Here is a 16,285-nt window from a genome sequence, read left to right as displayed (position 1 = left end):
CGGCGGCCGGATCCGCGGCGCGCTCAGCGCACCAGTTTGTCGAGCCGGATCGGCAGGTCGCGGATCCGGACGCCGGTGGCGTGGTGGACGGCGTTGGCGACGGCGGCGGCGGTGCCGACGATGCCGATCTCCCCGATGCCCTTGACGCCCAGCGGGTTGAGGTGCGGGTCGTCCTCCTCGACCCAGTACGCCTGCACGTCGGGCAGGTCCATGGCGGTCGGGATGTGGTACTGGGCGAAGTCGTGGTTGAGGTAGTCGCCGAACTCGTGGTCCATGACGCTCTCCTCCAGCAGGGCCATCGACGCGCCCATGGTCATGCCGCCGACGAGCTGCGAGCGCGCGGTGACGGGGTTGACGATCCGGCCCGCGGCGAACACCCCGAGCAGCCGCAGCACCCGCGTCTCCCCGGTGTCGGGGTCCACGCCCACCTCGGCGAACTGGGCGCCGAAGGCGTGCCGGGCGTAGTCCCGCTGCCCGCCCACCTCCTCGGCGGTGTCGGCGGCCGCCTCCAGTCCCCCGGCGGGCACGCCGCCGCCGTGCCGGTCGAGCTCGTCCAGCAGGGCCTCGCAGGCCCGCACCACGGCCGTCCCCCAGGAGGCGGTGCCCATCGAGCCGCCTGCCAGCGGGGCGTCGGGCAGCTCGGTGTCACCGATCTCCACCCGGACCCGGTCCGGGGTGACGCGCAGCGCGTCGGCGGCGGCCTGGGTCAGGACCGTCCGGGCGCCGGTGCCGATGTCTGCGGCGGCGATCCGCACGGTGAACCGGCCGCCCGGCTCGCAGCGGGCGCTCGCCCGCGAGGGGCGCCGGTAGGCCGGGTAGGTGGACGCCGCCACGCCGGTGCCGACGAGCATCCGGCCGCGGAGCCGGGCCGCGGGCGCGGGGTCGCGGCCGGCCCAGCCGAACCGGCGGGCGCCCTCGCGCAGGCAGGCGACCAGGTTGCGGGAGCTGAACGGCAGGCCGCTCTCCGGATCGGCGGCGGGCTCGTTGCGGATCCGCAGCTCGACCGGGTCGATCCCGCAGGCGACGGCCAGCTCGTCCATGGCCGACTCCAGCGCGAACATGCCCGGGGCCTCGCCGGGGGCGCGCATCCAGGACGGGGTCGGCACGTCGAGCCGGACCAGGCGGTGCGTGGTGCGCCGGTCGGGCGCGGCGTACATCATCCGGGTCGGGGTGGTGGTCTGCTCGGCGAACTCGCGGAGCCGGGAGCTCTGCTCGAACGCCTCGTGCACGATCGCGGTCAGCCTTCCGTCGTCGTCCGCGCCGAGCCGTACCCGCTGGATCGTGGGGGTGCGGTAGCCGGTCACCGCGAACATCTGCTGCCGGGTCACCGCGAGCTTGACCGGACGGCCGGTGTGCTTGGCGGCGAGCGCGGCGAGCACCACGGGCGGCAGCGCGGCGCCCTTGGAGCCGAAGCCGCCGCCCACGTGCGGGGATATGACGCGGACGTTCTCCGGCGGCATGCCGAACAGCGGGGCGATCGTCCGGCGCAGCGCGGACACCCCCTGCGTGGAGTCGTGCAGGACGAGGCCGTCGTCGTGCCAGACGGCGACCGTGGCGTGCGGCTCCATCGGGTTGTTGTGCTCGGCCGGGGTGCGGTACGTCGCGTCGACGACGACCGGCGCCGCGGCGAGCGCCGCGTCCGGGTCGCCCAGCTCGCTGTCGGCGGGGTAGCCGGCGTTGACGCGGTCGGGCCGGTACATCTCCGGGTGGTCGGCGCGCAGCTCGACGTCGTGCGGTTCGGCGTCGTAGTCGATCCGCAGCAGCCGGGCGGCCTCCCGGGCGCACTGGAGCGTCTCGGCCACCACGACCGCGACGTACTGGCCGCGGTAGGCCACCCGGTCCGACTGCAGCACCGCCAGCTCGGCGTTGTCGGCCGGGGCCAGCCGGGGGGCGTTGCCGTGCCAGATGGCGGCGATCACTCCGGGAAGCCGCACGACGGCGTCGACGTCGGCCGCGCGGACCGTGCCGCGGGCGACGGTCGCCTGCACCGGCATGGCGTAGGCGAGGTCGGCCGGGAAGTTCTCGTAGGCGTAGCGGGCCCGGCCCGTCACCTTCTCGACGCCCTCGACGCGTTCCAGCGCCGCGCCGACGGACGGCCTGGCCTCGGTCTTCACGGCGCCTCCACGATGTCGGTGAGGGTACGGACCAGGACGTTGCGCAGCAGCGGCGCCTTGAAGGCGTTGTGCGGCAGCGGGCTGGAGCGGGCCAGCTCGGCGTCGGCCGCCCGGGCGAACTCCTCCGGTGTGGCCGCCGCGCCGCGCAGCGCCGCCTCGGCCGCCTCGGCCCGCCACGGCGCGTGGGCCACGCCGCCCAGCGCGATGCGGCAGTCGCGCACCACCCCGCCGGCCACGTCCAGCGCGGCCGCCACCGACACCACCGCGAACGCGAAGGACGCCCGGTCGCGCACCTTGCGGTAGCGCGAGCGCGCCGCGAACGGCAGGCGGGGCACCTCGACCGCGGTGATCAGCTCGCCGGGCGCGAGGACGGTGTCGCGGTCCGGCTCGTCGCCGGGCAGCCGGTGCAGGCCCGGCATCGGCACCGTACGGGCGCCGCCGGGCCCCTCCACGTGGACGAGGGCGTCCAGCGCGGCGAGCGCGACGGCCATGTCGGAGGGGTGGGTGGCCACGCAGTGCTCCGAGTGACCGAAGATCGCGAGATTGCGGTGGTCGCCCTGGCGGGCCGGGCACCCGGAGCCGGGCCGCCGCTTGTTGCAGGGCTTGGTCACGTCCTGGAAGTAGGGGCAGCGGGTGCGCTGCATCAGGTTGCCGGCGACCGTGGCCATGTTGCGGATCTGCCCGGAGGCGCCCTCCAGCACGGCGCGGGCGAGCAGCGGGTGGACCCGCCGGACGAGCGGGTCGGCGGCGAGGTCGCCGTTGCGGGCGCCCGCGCCGATCAGCAGACCGCCGTCCGTCTCCTCGATGGCGCGGGAGGAGATCCGGGTGACGTCCACCAGGGTCTGCGGCGTGGCGACGCCGAGCCGCATCAGGTCGACCAGGTTCGTGCCGCCGCCGAGGTAGGCGGTGTCCGGCCGTCCGGCCGCGGCGGCCACCGCGGCCCGCACGTCGACGGGCCGCTCGTAGGTGAAGGGTCTCATCGCGTCACCCGCGTCATCCGTGTCCCCTGGTCCGTGCCGTACGGCCGCACCGTCCGCGCCGCCGTGCCGTACGGCCGTGCCGTACGGGCCCTCATGGCGCCACCTGCGCGACGGCCGCGGCGATGCCGGGGTAGGCGCCGCACCGGCACAGGTTTCCGCTCATCCGCTCGCGGATCTCCGTCTCGTCCAGCCGGGGCTGGACCGACAGGTCGGGGGTGACGGCGCTCGGCCACCCGTCGGCGGCCTCGGCCAGCACGCCGGCGGCCGAGCAGAGCTGGCCGGGGGTGCAGTAGCCGCACTGGAGGGCGTCGTTCTCGATGAAGGCGGCCTGCAGCGGGTGCAGGGCGTCGCCGTCGGCGAGTCCCTCCACCGTGACGATCTCCACATCGTCCGCGGTCACGGTGAGCGTCAGGCACGACAGCGCGCGCCGGCCGTCCGTCAGCACCGTGCAGGCGCCGCACTGGCCGTGGTCGCAGCCCTTCTTCGCGCCGGTCAGCCCGAGCCGCTCGCGCAGCGTGTCCAGCAGCGTCTCGCGGGTGTCCACGGTGACCGGGCGGGGGACGCCGTTCACCGACAGGAGGAGGTCCGCCGTGACGGGTTCCGGGACCCCGTCGGCCGCCGTGATGTCTGTTTCGCCGTTCACGGGCGCTCCCCTACCCCGTCGGCCGTCCGTGTACCTCCCGGCCGGACGCTTGACGGTTCCTTGACCGGTCCCGTCCTTTCTCGGGGTCGTCGTGTCGTCCGCCCGGTTCACTGGGCGATCACCCGGGCGTCGCGTGGCGCGGGTATCCGCGTCGTTCACCGAACGAAGTATCGAAAACGCCTTTCCAGATCATTTTTCACCTTAAGGTTTTTACAACTGCTTTTCATTTTATTGCCGTCCTAATACTTTTTTTCACCCTATTTCCGGGGGGTACACGCTTAGCGTCGTCATCAGGGGGACCAATAAGTCGGTGATGTTTGGACAAATCTGGTCATTGCGTGTTCGGATGACGCTGCTGTCCAGTGTCGTCATGGCACTGCTGTGCGGGGGCATCTGCGCCCTGGTCCTGATCGGCGTGCGCGACCGCGCCGTCGCCGACCTGACCGACCGGCTTCTCCTGTCCGGCATGCAGGTGGTCCGCCTCATCGAGCACGGCCAGGTCCCCCCGGTGCTCCCCGTCCGGAAGTCCGCCCTCATCCAGGTGATCGGACCCGGCGGCCAGATCGTGGCGGCGAGCCCGTCACTGGCCGGCAGGCCCCGGCTGACCCGCCTCACGCCGCGGGACGAAGACTCGTCGGCGAACCGGGTGATCTGCGACGCCGCGGGGTTCCCCGGCACCTGCCTGCGCGTCGTGGCCATCCGGGTCCCCACCGGCAACGGCAGCTGGATCGTCTACGGCGCCGGCCTCTCCACCCCGTGGTACGTCAGCCGCTCGCTGCTGCTCGGCCTCCTGGCCGCGTCCGGCCTGCTGGTCGGGGCCACCGCGATCGGCGCCTACCGCACCGTCAGCAGGACCCTCGATCCGGTGGAGGACATCTGCGCCGAACTGGCCGAGATCACCTCCTCCGACCTGGGCCGCCGGGTGCCCGTGCCCCCGTACCGCGACGAGATCCGGAGGCTGGCGGAGACGGTGAACCAGACGCTGGACCGGCTGGAGGCCGCGGTCGAGCGGGAGAGGCGGTTCGCCTCCGACGCCTCGCACGACCTTCGCAGTCCCATCACCGCGATGCGCACCCAGGTGGAGGAGGCGCTGCTGCACCGGGAGGACAGCGACTGGCCCTCCGTGGCCGCGGCGGTGCTCGCCAGCCTCGGGCGGCTGCAGGCGATCGTCACGGACCTGCTGGTGCTCTCCCGTCTCGAAGCCGGCGCCGGCGGCCCGTGCGCCCGGGTCGACCTGGGAGAGCTGGCCGGCTCGGAGCTGGCGCGCCGCGTCCACCGGATGCCCGTCGTGATGCACATGGAGCCCGGCGTGATGGTCGACGCCGACCGCATGCAGCTCGTCCGGCTGCTCGCCAACCTCGTGGACAACGCCGACCGGCACGCCGAGTCGACGATCGTCGTGACGGTGCGGCCCGAGGACGGGCGGAGCGTGCTGGAGGTGCTCGACGACGGCCCCGGGATCCCGCCGGAACAGCGGGAGTACGTGTTCCAGCGCTTCGCCCGGCTCGACGCCGCGCGCAGCAAGGACAAGGGCGGGACCGGGCTCGGCCTGGCGATCTGCCGGGAGATCGTCGAACGGCACGGCGGGACGCTGACCATCCGCGACTCGGAGAAGGGCGCGCGGTTCGTGGTGAGCCTCCCCGCCGCCCCCGCGGGCGCCGCGGGCGACCGTACGGCGGATCCGGAGACGCTCGGCTGAGCGGGCCGGCGGAGTCCGGCGGGCCGCTGCGGGCCGGAAGGCGCGCCGGAGGATCCCTGGCGGGACGAGGAGGGCCCCGGCCGCCCCGCGCCGGTCAGTAGACCGAGATGTGGACGTGGTCGAAGTGGTTGGCGGTGACGCCGCCCCGGTCGGACATCCCGCGCCAGCTCCCGGTGCGGACGTGCCAGATGCGCTGGCGGTAGATGATGTACATGACGCCCAGCCGCCGGGAGTTCTTGATCGCCCAGGCGGCGATCTCGTCGCCGCGCCCGGCCTCGCCGGCCGACGGCATGGCGCCCCCGCCGCTGAGCATGAAGTCGCAGGCTCGGCCTAGGGGGTGCTCGCCGCCGCCCGCGATGCCGCCGTCGACCCGGAAGCATCCGATCCCGAAGTGCGGGCCGAACCGCTGGGCCACGAGCTGCCGGATCAGCCGCATCCGCGGGGTGATGTTGTCGGGGCCCGACGGAAGCTGGGGCACCCACGTGCCGTCGGCCCGGCGGACGCCCGGGGTGGGATAGAGCAGGTCGATCCGGTCCTTGATCTTCTCGATCAGCCTCTCCGCCCGGTCCTTCTCCTTGTCGAGCTTCGACATGCTCTTCTTCAGCTCGGCCTCGCGGGTCCTGGCCTCGTCCCGGGCCCGGCGGTGGTCGTCGCGGACCCGGACGAACACCCGGAGCCTGGCGTCCTGCTCGTCGAGGATCTGCTGGGTGAGCGCCATGCGGCTCAGCAGGGCTGCGGGGTCGCCCGCCCCCGTCAGCGCGGAGATCCCCTCCATCCCGCCGCTCCGGTACCGCGCGTCGGCCAGCAGGCGGACCTCCCGCGCGGCCAGGTCGAGCTCGCCCTGCGCCCGGCTCAGACGGTCCTTGGCCGCCTTCTCGGTCTTCTCGGCCTTCTGCAGCTCGACGCGGGAGTCGTAGTAGCGGGCGATCAGGGACTCGGACTGCTTCTGCATGTCCGCCAGCTCCTTGCGGAGCTGCTTGGTGGTCGGCTTCGGCTCGGCGAGGCCGGATCCGGCCGGGCCGAGGCACAGCGCCACGGCGGTGATCGACGCGGCAAGACCCCGGATCGCGCCCCGCCGCAGGACGTCGCGGGACACAGCCGCCACATCGCTCCCTTTCCCTGATCCCCGGGCACCGGCCCCGGCTCCACGGCCGGGCGGCGCCCCACGCCCGGCGGGCGATCGGAAAGGATGCTCCCGCAATTACGGCACTTGCGGCAAATCTTGCATTACGGTCGTCCGTTGCGGGACCGGGGGCGCCGGGTCGGGCAGGCGGGCCGCCGGAGCAGGCAGGGCGGCCGGGAGGACCGGGTCAGGAGGGGGCGGCGGCCCCCTCGTCCGGCGAGCCGTCCCCGGCAGGCCGGTTCTCGGGCGAGGGCACCACAACGACCGGGCAGCGGGCGTGGTGCAGCACCCCGTGGCCGACCGAGCCGAGCACCGCCGATCCCAGCCTCCCCAGCCCGCGCGAGCCGACCACCAGCAGGTCGGCGGTCTCCGACGCCTCCCGCAGGGCGACCACCGGATGCTCGCACACCACCGACCTGATCACCGGGACGTGCGGGTAGCGCTCCATCCACGGGGCGAGCGCCCTCTCGGCCGTCTTCTCCGCCGCGGTGGAGACCTCCTCCAGCATCGGCGTGTAGACCACCGTGTACGGTCCCATGACCGGCGCCTCCCAGGCGTGCACCGCGCGCACCCGGGCCCCGCGCCGCGCCGCCTCCTCGAAGGCGTGACCCAGCGCCGCCTCCGAGGACGGGGACCCGTCGAAGCCGACCGCGACCTCGCCGCTCCCGCGTTCCTCCTCGCCCTGGACGACCACGACCGGCACGGCCACGTGGCCCGCCAGCCGCTGCGGGACCGACCCCAGCAGCAGCTCGCGGAACCCGCCCCGCCCCCGGTGGCCGAGCACGAGCACCGCCGCGTCCCCGGACGCGCGGCGCAGCGCCTCGGCCGCGGGTCCGCTCTCCAGCCTCTCCTCCACCTCCAGCCCGGGAACGCGGCCCCGCGCCAGATCGGCCGCCTCCGCCAGCACCCGGCGGCACTGCTCCGACACCGCCGCGCCGTACTCCGGCTCCGAGAACACCGGGAGGTCGTAGTCCATGCCCTCACAGGCGTGCACGACCCGCAGGACGGCGCCGCGCCGCACCGCGTCACCGGCGGCCCACCCGACCGCCGCCAGGGACGGGGGCGAACCGTCGGCTCCCGCCACGACCACGTCCGTCGCCATGTCACCCTCCTCGCGACCGTTCCCACCTCGTCTTGTGCCCGCCCACCTTCACCCCGGTCAAAAGAGCGGGTCATCGATCATCTCCGGGACGGATTCCACCGCCCGCGGCGCGGGGACGGGTAGGACGCGGCGCGCGGATGCCCGCCGTACGGCTCTCCGGCCCGCGACGCGGGGAACGCCCGCGGGGAACGCCGGGGAGGACGCGAACGGAGGGCGCCATGACCGGGCACGTGACGGTTCCCGAGGAGATGGACGCCTGGGTGGTCGCCCGGCCAGGGCCGATCGCCTCGGGCCCCCTGGAGCGGGTCCGCCTGCCGGTCCCCCGGCCGGGTCCGGGCGAGGTGCTGGTCGAGGTGGAGGCGTGCGCCGTCTGCCGCACCGACCTGCACCTGGCCGAGGGCGACCTGCCACCGCGACGCCCGCGGACCGTCCCGGGTCACGAGGTGGTGGGCCGGGTGGCGGCCCGCGGCCCGGAGACCGTACGGCTCGCCGCCGGGGAACGGGTGGGCGTGGCCTGGCTCCGCTCGACCTGCGGGCGCTGCCCCTACTGCCTGCGCGGCGCGGAGAACCTGTGCCCGCGTTCCTCCTACACCGGCTGGGACGCCGACGGCGGCTACGCCCGCTACCTCACCGTCCCGGAGGACTACGCCTACCGGCTGCCCGAGGGCGGCGCGGCCGGGAAGCTGGCGCCGCTGCTGTGCGCCGGGATCATCGGCTACCGCGCCCTGCTCCGCAGCGAGCTGCCGCCCGGCGGGCGCCTGGGAATCTACGGCTTCGGCGCCTCGGCGCACCTGACCGCGCAGGTCGCCATCGCCCAGGGGGCCACCGTGCACGTGCTGACCCGCTCGGCCAGGGCCCGGGAGCTGGCCCTGGAGCTGGGGGCGGCCTCGGCGGGCGGCGCGGCGGACGCCCCGCCCGAGCCGCTGGACGCCGCGATCCTGTTCGCCCCGGCGGGCGAGCTGGTGCCCGTCGCCCTGGAGGCGCTGGACCGCGGCGGCACGCTGGCCGTGGCGGGCATCCACCTCAGTGACGTGCCGGTGCTCGACTACGGACGGCACCTGTTCCAGGAGCGGACGCTGCGCAGCGTCACCGCCAACACCCGGGCCGACGGCCGGGCGTTCCTGGAGGCCGCCGCGGCCCACCCGCCGAGGGTCACGACCGTGCCCTACCCGTTCGACGCGGCCGACCGGGCGCTGGCCGACCTGGCCGCCGACCGCGTCGAGGGCGCCGCCGTACTCCTCATCTGATCTGACCCTCCCCCGGGCTCGGGCTCCCGGCTGAGGTACGGCGGGCCGGCTCGGCTCGCCCTCAGGCGACGCGCGGGGCGGCCGACAGCTCGGTGAACAGGTTCTCCCATATCGGCATGATCGCCTCGGGAGCGTAGTCACGGGCTGTGCGGGCGGCGGCGGAACCCAGCCGCAGGCGCAGCTCGCGGTCGCCGATGACGCGGATCAGCGTCCCGGCCAGCTCGTCGACGTCCATGGGCGGGACCAGCAGGCCGTCCACCCCGTCGGTCAGCACGTCGCGCGGGCCGGTCGGGCAGTCGAACGCGACGACCGGCAGCGCGTGGGACATCGCCTCGATCATGACCATCGGCAGGCCCTCGAACCGGGAGCTGAGCGCGTACACCGAGGCCCGGGCCAGCTCCTCGTCCAGCCGGGGGGTACGGCCCATCAGCTTGACGCTGCCGTCGAGGCCCAGCTCGCCGACGAGGGCGCTCAGCTCGGTCTTCTTGGGGCCGGTGCCGTAGATGTGCAGCCGCCAGTCGGGGAAGCGCCGCACGACCTGGGCGAACGCCGGGATGAGCAGGTCGAGGCCCTTCTGCTTGACGAGCCTGCCCGCCGCGATCACGATCGCGTTCTCCTGCGCCGAGGGCCTCCGGCGCAGGGTGTGGACGGCGTTCGGGATACGGACGACCGGCGTGCCGGGCAGCAGGCGCCGGTACGTGTCGCGGTCGGTGCCGGTGAGCACCGCGACCGCGTCCAGCCTGCCGTAGTGGCGGGCGATCTGCCGCCGCACGCTCTCGCGGTGGGTGGTGAAGTTCATGTGCTCCTGGGCGACGCGGACCACGCCGCTCGGGCCGTGCCGGGCGGAGATGAGGTTCAGCGCCGGGCGGGTGGTGACCAGGACGCCTCCGTCGAGGGCGGAGACGTGGTCGATGACGGCCTTCTCCACGCGCTCGGTGAAGTAGCCGGCGGCGAACTCCCCTCGCGGGACGACCTTGCCGCGCACCCTCCGCCAGATCCGGCGGCCCATCGAGTCGGTGCGCACGCCGCCGCGCTGGTCGACCAGCGTGGTGATCTCCACGCGCCCGTCGATGGGGAACTGGGGCCTGGCGCGGCGCCGTACCACGCTGATGATCTCGACGTCGTGCCCGGCCGCGGCCATGGCGTTGGCCTGGTTGACCACCGTCCGGATCGTGCCGCCCATGCCGTAGGCGTGCAGGAGCATGTAGCGGATCCTCACCGGCTCTCGTCCCCGCCGAGGTAGCCCCAGGTCCGGGCCATCGGACGGAGTTCCCCGGGGATCTCCTCCGGGCGGGGCAGGGCGCGTCCCTCCTGGACCTTCCCGGACCGGATCTTGTCCTTCCAGTCGCCGAGCCCCTTCTGGACGACCGTCTGCTCTCCGTAGGCGAGCATCACCGGCTCCCACGGGATGCCCAGGAAGTCGCAGATCCGGCGGGTCTCGGCCTCGGGGTCCGCGGTCAGGTCCTCGTAGCGGACGGTCAGGCCGGGCAGGTCGCCCCTGGCACGTTCCACGGCCTTCATGTAACGCAGCGCGTCGAGCGCCGCCTCGTGCGGGGTCCGCCGGTCGGGGCTCGCCTCGTGCCAGGAGGCCGCGATGGAGGCGGGGTGGCGCAGCAGGAAGACGAAGCGGGCATCGGGCCAGCAGGTGGCGATGCGCCGGTGGGCGAAGGCGTTGGCCGGGGTCTTGTCCACGATGTGGGCCTTGCCGCTGCGGACCAGCTCACGGTGGAGGACCCGGTCCCACAGCAGGTGCTCCAGGTCGGCCTGGTTGTGGCCTAGAGCCTCCATGGCGCGTGCGGCGAGCGGGGTGGTGAGCCCGACGGACAGCCGCCGCACGTGCAGTTCGTGGGGGGCGTGCAGCATCGGGTGGGCGTTGAGCATCGCGCGCAGCAGGGTGGAGCCTGACCTGACCGGCGAGAGGATGAAGATGGGGGCGGTGAGCAGCCGGTCGGTCCGGGGGTCGTCGGGGAGACGGACGAGGTCGTCCGCCGCCACCGCGGGCGCCCGTCCCGCGCCCCTGGCGGCGGACCCGGCCCCGGCTTCCACCTTCGCGACGCGAGTGATCTGGAACCCGGTCAGCTCCTTCACGGCGGCGTTGGCCTTACGTTTCCAGTTCATCCCATGGACGCTATCGAGCTTTCCTGACAGTGACCTGGGGATTCCTGACGGTTACCTGGAAGTCCCCTGGGAGTGCCCGCGCCGTCCGGCCGGGGCCGGACGGTGCGGAGACGGGCCGGGCCGGAGACGGACTCGGGCCCGGATCCGGGGCGGAGACGGGCGGAGACGGACATGCGGCGGCGGCCCCGCTCCCCGCCCTGATGGGCGTCGGGGAGCGGGGCCGCCGGCGGTTCTCACCGTCCCGCACCGTTGCGGGGGTGGAGGCGCTTACCGGACGCCGCGCCTGCGGTACAGGCTGACGGTCAGGATGACGCCGATCGCCGCGACGACCACCTGCAGGAGCAGCTCGATCCAGTCGATGCCCGAGGTGTGGGCCACGCCGAGGGCACCGGCGATGGCGGTACCGATGAAGGCGGCGACGATGCCGATCACGATGGTCAGCCAGATCGGGATGTGCTGCTTGCCCGGCACGGCGAGCCGGCCGAGGGCACCGACGATGGCACCGATGACGATGGCGGTGATGATTCCAGTGACAGTCATGTTCATACTTCCTTTTGCTCGGCTGCCGATCGTCTGCCCCGGCACGGGGCGGCAACACATAACAGAACAATTACGGCCTGATGGGATGGATGAACATCCAGCTCAGAGCCCATTCCGGCACTCGCAGAAAAAGCCGTGACAGCCCGGGAGGGCCTTCCGGAGAGGGCTTCGGTCGCGTGACGGAAGGGCCGGGAGGAGCCGGGGAGAACTCTGGGAAAGGCCGCGGGAAGGCGCGGGGACGACACGGAGAGAACACGGAGGGAACACAGGAAGAACACGGAAAGAACACGGGAGACACGGCCCGGGGCGGAAGCGGCATCGACGGCCGGCCTCGGCAATACCTTCCCTATGGATAAGCATGAACCTTTCTTGAGGGATAAAGCCGTGTGACGAGTGCTTCGGTTGGATATTTCGTTCCTTATTGGGCAAGTCTGCTCGGTTTCGGAGCGGGAGGGCGAGCCGTACGGCTTCCAGAAGGGGCGTGCATGGCGGACCCGCGGAAACTCCCCGGTCTCATCGCCGAGCTGGCGGCGGAGTTCGCCGGCACGGCGATCCTGATCCTGTTCGGGGTGGGCGTCGTGGCGCAGGTCGTCGCCGCCCACATCGGCGACCACGACAGCGTCTCGTGGGCCTGGGGCCTGGGCGTCACCTTCGGCGTATACACCGCCGGCCGGATCAGCGGCGCGCACCTCAACCCCGCCGTCACCGTCGCCCTCGCGGTCTTCAAGGGCTTCTCCTGGCGCAGGGTGCTGCCGTACTGCGTGGCGCAGATCGCCGGGGCGTTCGTCGCCGCCCTCCTCGTGCGGTGGAACTACACCGAGATGCTGCACGCCGCCGACCCGGGACTGACGATCAAAACGCAGGGCGTCTTCTCCACGCTGCCCGGCAACGGCTCGCTGCCCGTCGGCCTCTGGGGGGCCTTCCGCGACCAGGTGATGGGCACCGCGATCCTGCTCTTCCTCATCTTCGCCGTCATCGACGTCCTGAACACCCCTCCCGGCGCGAACCTCGCCCCCTTCGTCATCGGGCTGATCGTGGTGGCGATCGGCATGGCCTGGGGCACGAACGCCGGCTACGCCATCAACCCCGCCCGCGACTTCGGGCCGCGCCTGGCGTCCTTCCTCACCGGCTACGAGACCGCCTGGCGGGACCAGTACGGCCAGATCTACTTCTGGGTGCCGATCGTGGCCCCGCTGATCGGCGGTGTGCTGGGCGGAGCCCTGTACGAGCTCCTCGTCGGCCGGTTCCTGCGCGCCGGGGAGGAACCGGAGCCCGGCAGGCTGCCCCCGGACCGCCCTCCCCCTGAGAAGGCGTCACCGGAACAGTGAAGGAGGGAACCCATGGCGGACTTCGTCGGAGCGGTCGACCAGGGGACGACGAGCACCCGATTCATGATCTTCGACCACGGCGGCAACGAGATCGCCCGCCACCAGCTCGAACACGAGCAGATCCTGCCCCGGGCCGGCTGGGTCGAGCACAATCCGGTGGAGATCTGGGAACGCACCCGCTCGGTGATCGAGACCACCCTGGCCAGATCCCGCGTGACCGCCGCCGACCTCGTCGCCCTCGGGATCACCAACCAGCGCGAGACCGCGGTGGTGTGGAACCGGCGCACCGGCAGGCCGTACTACAACGCGATCGTCTGGCAGGACACCCGCACCGACCGCATCGCCTCTGCCCTGGACCGCGACGGCCGCGGTGACGTCATCCGCCGTAAGGCGGGCCTGCCGCCGGCCACCTACTTCTCCGGCGGGAAGATCCAGTGGATCCTGGAGAACGTCGACGGGGTCCGGCAGGCCGCCGAGGACGGCGAGGCGATCTTCGGCAACACCGACACCTGGCTGCTGTGGAACCTCACGGGGGGAAGGGACGACGGAGTCCACGTCACCGATCCCACCAACGCCAGCCGCACCATGCTGATGGACCTCGAGACGCTGGAGTGGGACGACGAGCTGCTGTCGTTCTTCGGCATCCCCCGCGCCATGCTGCCCGCCATCAGACCCTCCTCCGACCCCGGCCTGTACGGCGTCACCCGGGCGAACGGGCCGCTGGGCCGCGAGGTTCCCCTCTCCGGCGACCTGGGCGACCAGCAGGCCGCGACCGTCGGGCAGGTCTGCTTCGGCGTCGGTGAGGCCAAGAACACCTACGGCACCGGCAACTTCCTGCTGCTCAACACCGGCCACGAGCCGGTCCGCTCCCAGAACGGCCTGCTGACCACCGTCTGCTACCGGTTCGGCGACGAGCCGCCGGTGTACGCGCTGGAGGGGTCGATCGCGGTGACCGGCTCGGCGGTGCAGTGGCTGCGCGACCAGCTCGGCATCATCTCCGGGGCCGCCGAGAGCGAGGCGCTGGCCCGCCAGGTGGCCGACAACGGCGGCATCTACTTCGTGCCGGCGTTCTCCGGCCTGTTCGCCCCCTACTGGCGCTCCGACGCCCGGGGCGCGATCGTGGGCCTGTCGCGCTACAACACCAACGCCCACCTGGCCCGCGCCACCCTGGAGGCGATCTGCTACCAGAGCCGCGACGTGGTCGAGGCGATGCGGCAGGACTCCGGCGTCACCCTGGACGTGCTGCGGGTCGACGGCGGCGTCACCGCGAACAACCTGTGCATGCAGATCCAGGCCGACGTGCTGGGCGTGCCCGTCTCCAAGCCGGTCGTCGCCGAGACCACCGCCCTGGGCGCCGCCTACGCCGCCGGCCTGGCGATGGGTTTCTGGAAGTCCACCGAGGAGCTGAAGCAGAACTGGAACGAGGACCGGCGCTGGGAGCCGAGATGGACCGAGGAGCAGCGCGAGCACGGATACGCCTGCTGGAAGAAGGCCGTGGAACGCACGTTCGGCTGGGTGGACGTCGACTGACCGCGCCCGGACCGTCCGGACCGCCCGGATCATCCGGATCGGGGAGCCCGGGGAGCCCGGGGAGCCCGGGAAGCCTGAGGAGTCCGGGAAGCACGCCCGTCCCGCGCAGGCGGGACGACGACACGGGAGGTGCCCGTTGAACGAGCCCGCATTGGGACCGCTGTACCGGGAGTCGGCGCTGCGGCGGATGGGCGAGAAGGAGTACGACGTGCTGGTCGTCGGCGGCGGGATCGTCGGCGCGGGAGCCGCGCTCGACGCCGCGTCGCGCGGCCTGACGGTCGCGCTGGTCGAGGCGAACGACTGGGCGGCCGGCAGCTCCAGCAGATCCAGCAAGCTGATCCACGGGGGCCTGCGCTATCTGGAGCAGTTCGACTTCGGGCTGGTACGGGAGGCGCTGAAGGAACGCCACCTGCTGCTGACCCGGCTGGCGCCGCACCTCGTCTGGCCGGTGCCGTTCCTCTACCCGCTGACCCACCGCCTCTGGGAGCGGTTCTACGTCGGCGCGGGCATGACCCTCTACGACTTCCTGGGCGGGCTGCGCGCCGTCATGCCCCGGCACCGGCACCTGACCCGCCGCGGCGCACTGCGGGAGGCCCCCGCCCTGCGCCCCGACTCGCTGGTCGGCGCCCTGCAGTACTTCGACGCCCACACCGACGACGCGCGGCTGGCGATCGCGATCGTGCGGACGGCCGCCCGGTACGGCGCCGCCGTCGCCAACCGGGTCCGCGCCGGCAGCCTGCTCCGCGACGGCGAGCGCGTCGTGGGCGCGCACGTGACGGACCTGGAGAGCGGCCGGGAGATGGACGTCCGGGCCCGCGTGGTGATCGGCGCCACCGGGGTCTGGACCGACGAGACGCTGCGGATGGCCGGGGCCGGGAAGAGCCTCACCGTCAAGCCGTCGAAGGGCGTCCACATCGTGGTCCGCCGCGACCGGCTCGACCTGAACACGGCGCTGATCCTGCGGACCGAGAAGAGCGTGCTGTTCGTGATCCCCTGGGACGACTACTGGATCATCGGCACCACCGACACGCCGTGGACCCTGGCCCGGGACCACCCGGTGGCCAGCCGCGCCGACATCGACTACATCCTCGACCACGTCAACGCGGTGCTGACCACCCCCCTGGGCCACGACGACGTCGAGGGCGTCTACGCCGGGCTGCGGCCGCTGATCGCCGGCGCCGCGACCGGCACCGAGAAGCTCTCGCGCGAGCACCTGGTCGCCAATCCGGTGCCGGGCCTGGTGACGGTCAGCGGCGGCAAGTACACCACCTACCGCGTCATGGCCAGGGACGCCGTCGACGCCGCCGCCGAGGAACTGGGCTCCGGCGTGCCGGAGTCGGCCACCGAGCGGCTGCCGCTGCTGGGCGCGACCGGCTACGAGGCCGTGTGGAACGGCCGCCGCAACCTCGCCGAACGGTACGGGCTCGGCGTGGGCCGGATGGAGCGGCTGCTGCGCCGCTACGGGTCCGGCGTCGAGGAGCTGCTGGAGATCGTCGGGGCCGACCCCGCTCTGGGGGAGCCGCTGCCCGCGGCGCCGGACTACCTGCGGGCCGAGATCGTCTACGCGGCGTCGCACGAGCAGGCTCTGCACCTCGCGGACGTGCTGGCCCGCCGTACCCACGTCGCCATCGAGCAGCGGGACCGGGGCCTGGCGGCCGCGCCCGAGGCGGCGGCCCTCGTCGCGCCCGTGCTGGGCTGGGACGAGGAGACGGTCCGGCGCGAGACCGAGGAGTACCGCCGGCTGGTCCACGCCGAACTGGCCGCCGAGAGCCAGCCGGACGACGAGCACGCCGAGGAGGCCCTGCTCTCCTCCGGCTGACGGTGGAGCCGGCGGTGGAAAGCCGGGGTGTGGATGGCGTAC

The 16,285-nt window shown here is 73.2% G+C and carries 13 protein-coding genes; 5 read left to right on the top strand and 8 right to left on the bottom strand.

Annotated elements, in window-relative coordinates:
- Window positions 1–23: 23 nt before the first annotated feature.
- The 3 genes from AB0D67_RS12805 to AB0D67_RS12795 all read right to left on the bottom strand — a co-directional run bounded on the left by AB0D67_RS12805 (window position 24) and on the right by AB0D67_RS12795 (window position 3,737).
- A complete protein-coding gene (locus AB0D67_RS12805) occupies window positions 24–2,114 on the bottom strand; it encodes a xanthine dehydrogenase family protein molybdopterin-binding subunit (protein WP_362933153.1) in 2,091 nt (696 codons plus the stop codon).
- On the bottom strand, window positions 2,111–3,094 hold the full coding sequence (locus AB0D67_RS12800) for an FAD binding domain-containing protein (RefSeq protein ID WP_362933150.1): 984 nt from the start codon (window positions 3,092–3,094) through the stop codon (window positions 2,111–2,113). The genes AB0D67_RS12805 and AB0D67_RS12800 overlap by 4 nt, the downstream gene beginning before the upstream one ends.
- 91 nt (window positions 3,095–3,185) lie before the next feature.
- Window positions 3,186–3,737: a 2Fe-2S iron-sulfur cluster-binding protein gene (locus tag AB0D67_RS12795; RefSeq protein ID WP_362933147.1), complete on the bottom strand. Its 552-nt coding sequence runs from the start codon at window positions 3,735–3,737 to the stop codon at window positions 3,186–3,188.
- A 346-nt stretch (window positions 3,738–4,083) separates the two neighbouring features.
- Between AB0D67_RS12795 and AB0D67_RS12790 the strand changes: the two genes are divergently transcribed.
- On the top strand, window positions 4,084–5,436 hold the full coding sequence (locus AB0D67_RS12790) for a HAMP domain-containing sensor histidine kinase (RefSeq protein WP_362933144.1): 1,353 nt from the start codon (window positions 4,084–4,086) through the stop codon (window positions 5,434–5,436).
- Between the two features lie 94 nt (window positions 5,437–5,530).
- Here AB0D67_RS12790 and AB0D67_RS12785 read toward each other — a convergent pair whose 3' ends face one another.
- Together AB0D67_RS12785 and AB0D67_RS12780 are read right to left on the bottom strand one after the other, a co-directional pair.
- Window positions 5,531–6,541, bottom strand: a complete 1,011-nt coding sequence (locus tag AB0D67_RS12785; RefSeq protein WP_362933141.1) for a hypothetical protein — start codon at window positions 6,539–6,541, stop codon at window positions 5,531–5,533.
- 205 nt (window positions 6,542–6,746) lie between these two features.
- Window positions 6,747–7,661, bottom strand: a complete 915-nt coding sequence (locus AB0D67_RS12780; protein ID WP_362933138.1) for a universal stress protein — start codon at window positions 7,659–7,661, stop codon at window positions 6,747–6,749.
- Window positions 7,662–7,909: 248 nt separating this feature from the next.
- Here AB0D67_RS12780 and AB0D67_RS12775 point away from each other — a divergent pair, with 248 nt between their 5' ends.
- On the top strand, window positions 7,910–8,908 hold the full coding sequence (locus AB0D67_RS12775) for a zinc-binding alcohol dehydrogenase family protein (protein ID WP_362933350.1): 999 nt from the start codon (window positions 7,910–7,912) through the stop codon (window positions 8,906–8,908).
- Between the two features lie 61 nt (window positions 8,909–8,969).
- Here AB0D67_RS12775 and AB0D67_RS12770 read toward each other — a convergent pair whose 3' ends face one another.
- The 3 genes from AB0D67_RS12770 to AB0D67_RS12760 all read right to left on the bottom strand — a co-directional run bounded on the left by AB0D67_RS12770 (window position 8,970) and on the right by AB0D67_RS12760 (window position 11,566).
- Window positions 8,970–10,127, bottom strand: coding sequence for a glycosyltransferase family 4 protein (locus tag AB0D67_RS12770; RefSeq protein ID WP_362933135.1), 1,158 nt, complete (start codon window positions 10,125–10,127; stop codon window positions 8,970–8,972).
- Complete coding sequence (locus AB0D67_RS12765) at window positions 10,124–11,026, bottom strand: sulfotransferase (RefSeq protein WP_362933132.1); 903 nt, start codon at window positions 11,024–11,026, stop codon at window positions 10,124–10,126. The genes AB0D67_RS12770 and AB0D67_RS12765 overlap by 4 nt, the downstream gene beginning before the upstream one ends.
- A 267-nt stretch (window positions 11,027–11,293) precedes the next feature.
- The gene (locus AB0D67_RS12760) at window positions 11,294–11,566 is read right to left on the bottom strand and encodes a GlsB/YeaQ/YmgE family stress response membrane protein (RefSeq protein WP_362933129.1); all 273 of its coding nucleotides are present in this window, start codon (window positions 11,564–11,566) and stop codon (window positions 11,294–11,296) included.
- Window positions 11,567–12,051: 485 nt separating this feature from the next.
- Between AB0D67_RS12760 and AB0D67_RS12755 the strand changes: the two genes are divergently transcribed.
- The 3 genes from AB0D67_RS12755 (at window position 12,052) to AB0D67_RS12745 (ending at window position 16,243) form a co-directional block, all read left to right on the top strand.
- The gene (locus tag AB0D67_RS12755) at window positions 12,052–12,894 is read left to right on the top strand and encodes an MIP/aquaporin family protein (RefSeq protein WP_362933126.1); all 843 of its coding nucleotides are present in this window, start codon (window positions 12,052–12,054) and stop codon (window positions 12,892–12,894) included.
- Between the two features lie 12 nt (window positions 12,895–12,906).
- Window positions 12,907–14,424, top strand: coding sequence for a glycerol kinase GlpK (gene glpK, locus AB0D67_RS12750; protein ID WP_362933123.1), 1,518 nt, complete (start codon window positions 12,907–12,909; stop codon window positions 14,422–14,424).
- Window positions 14,425–14,611: 187 nt separating this feature from the next.
- On the top strand, window positions 14,612–16,243 hold the full coding sequence (locus tag AB0D67_RS12745) for a glycerol-3-phosphate dehydrogenase/oxidase (protein ID WP_362933347.1): 1,632 nt from the start codon (window positions 14,612–14,614) through the stop codon (window positions 16,241–16,243).
- Window positions 16,244–16,285 lie beyond the last annotated feature (42 nt).

Source organism: Streptosporangium sp. NPDC048047 (genome assembly GCF_040653115.1).
Lineage (GTDB): Bacteria > Actinomycetota > Actinomycetes > Streptosporangiales > Streptosporangiaceae > Streptosporangium.
This window is presented reverse-complemented; position numbering and strand designations above follow the sequence as displayed.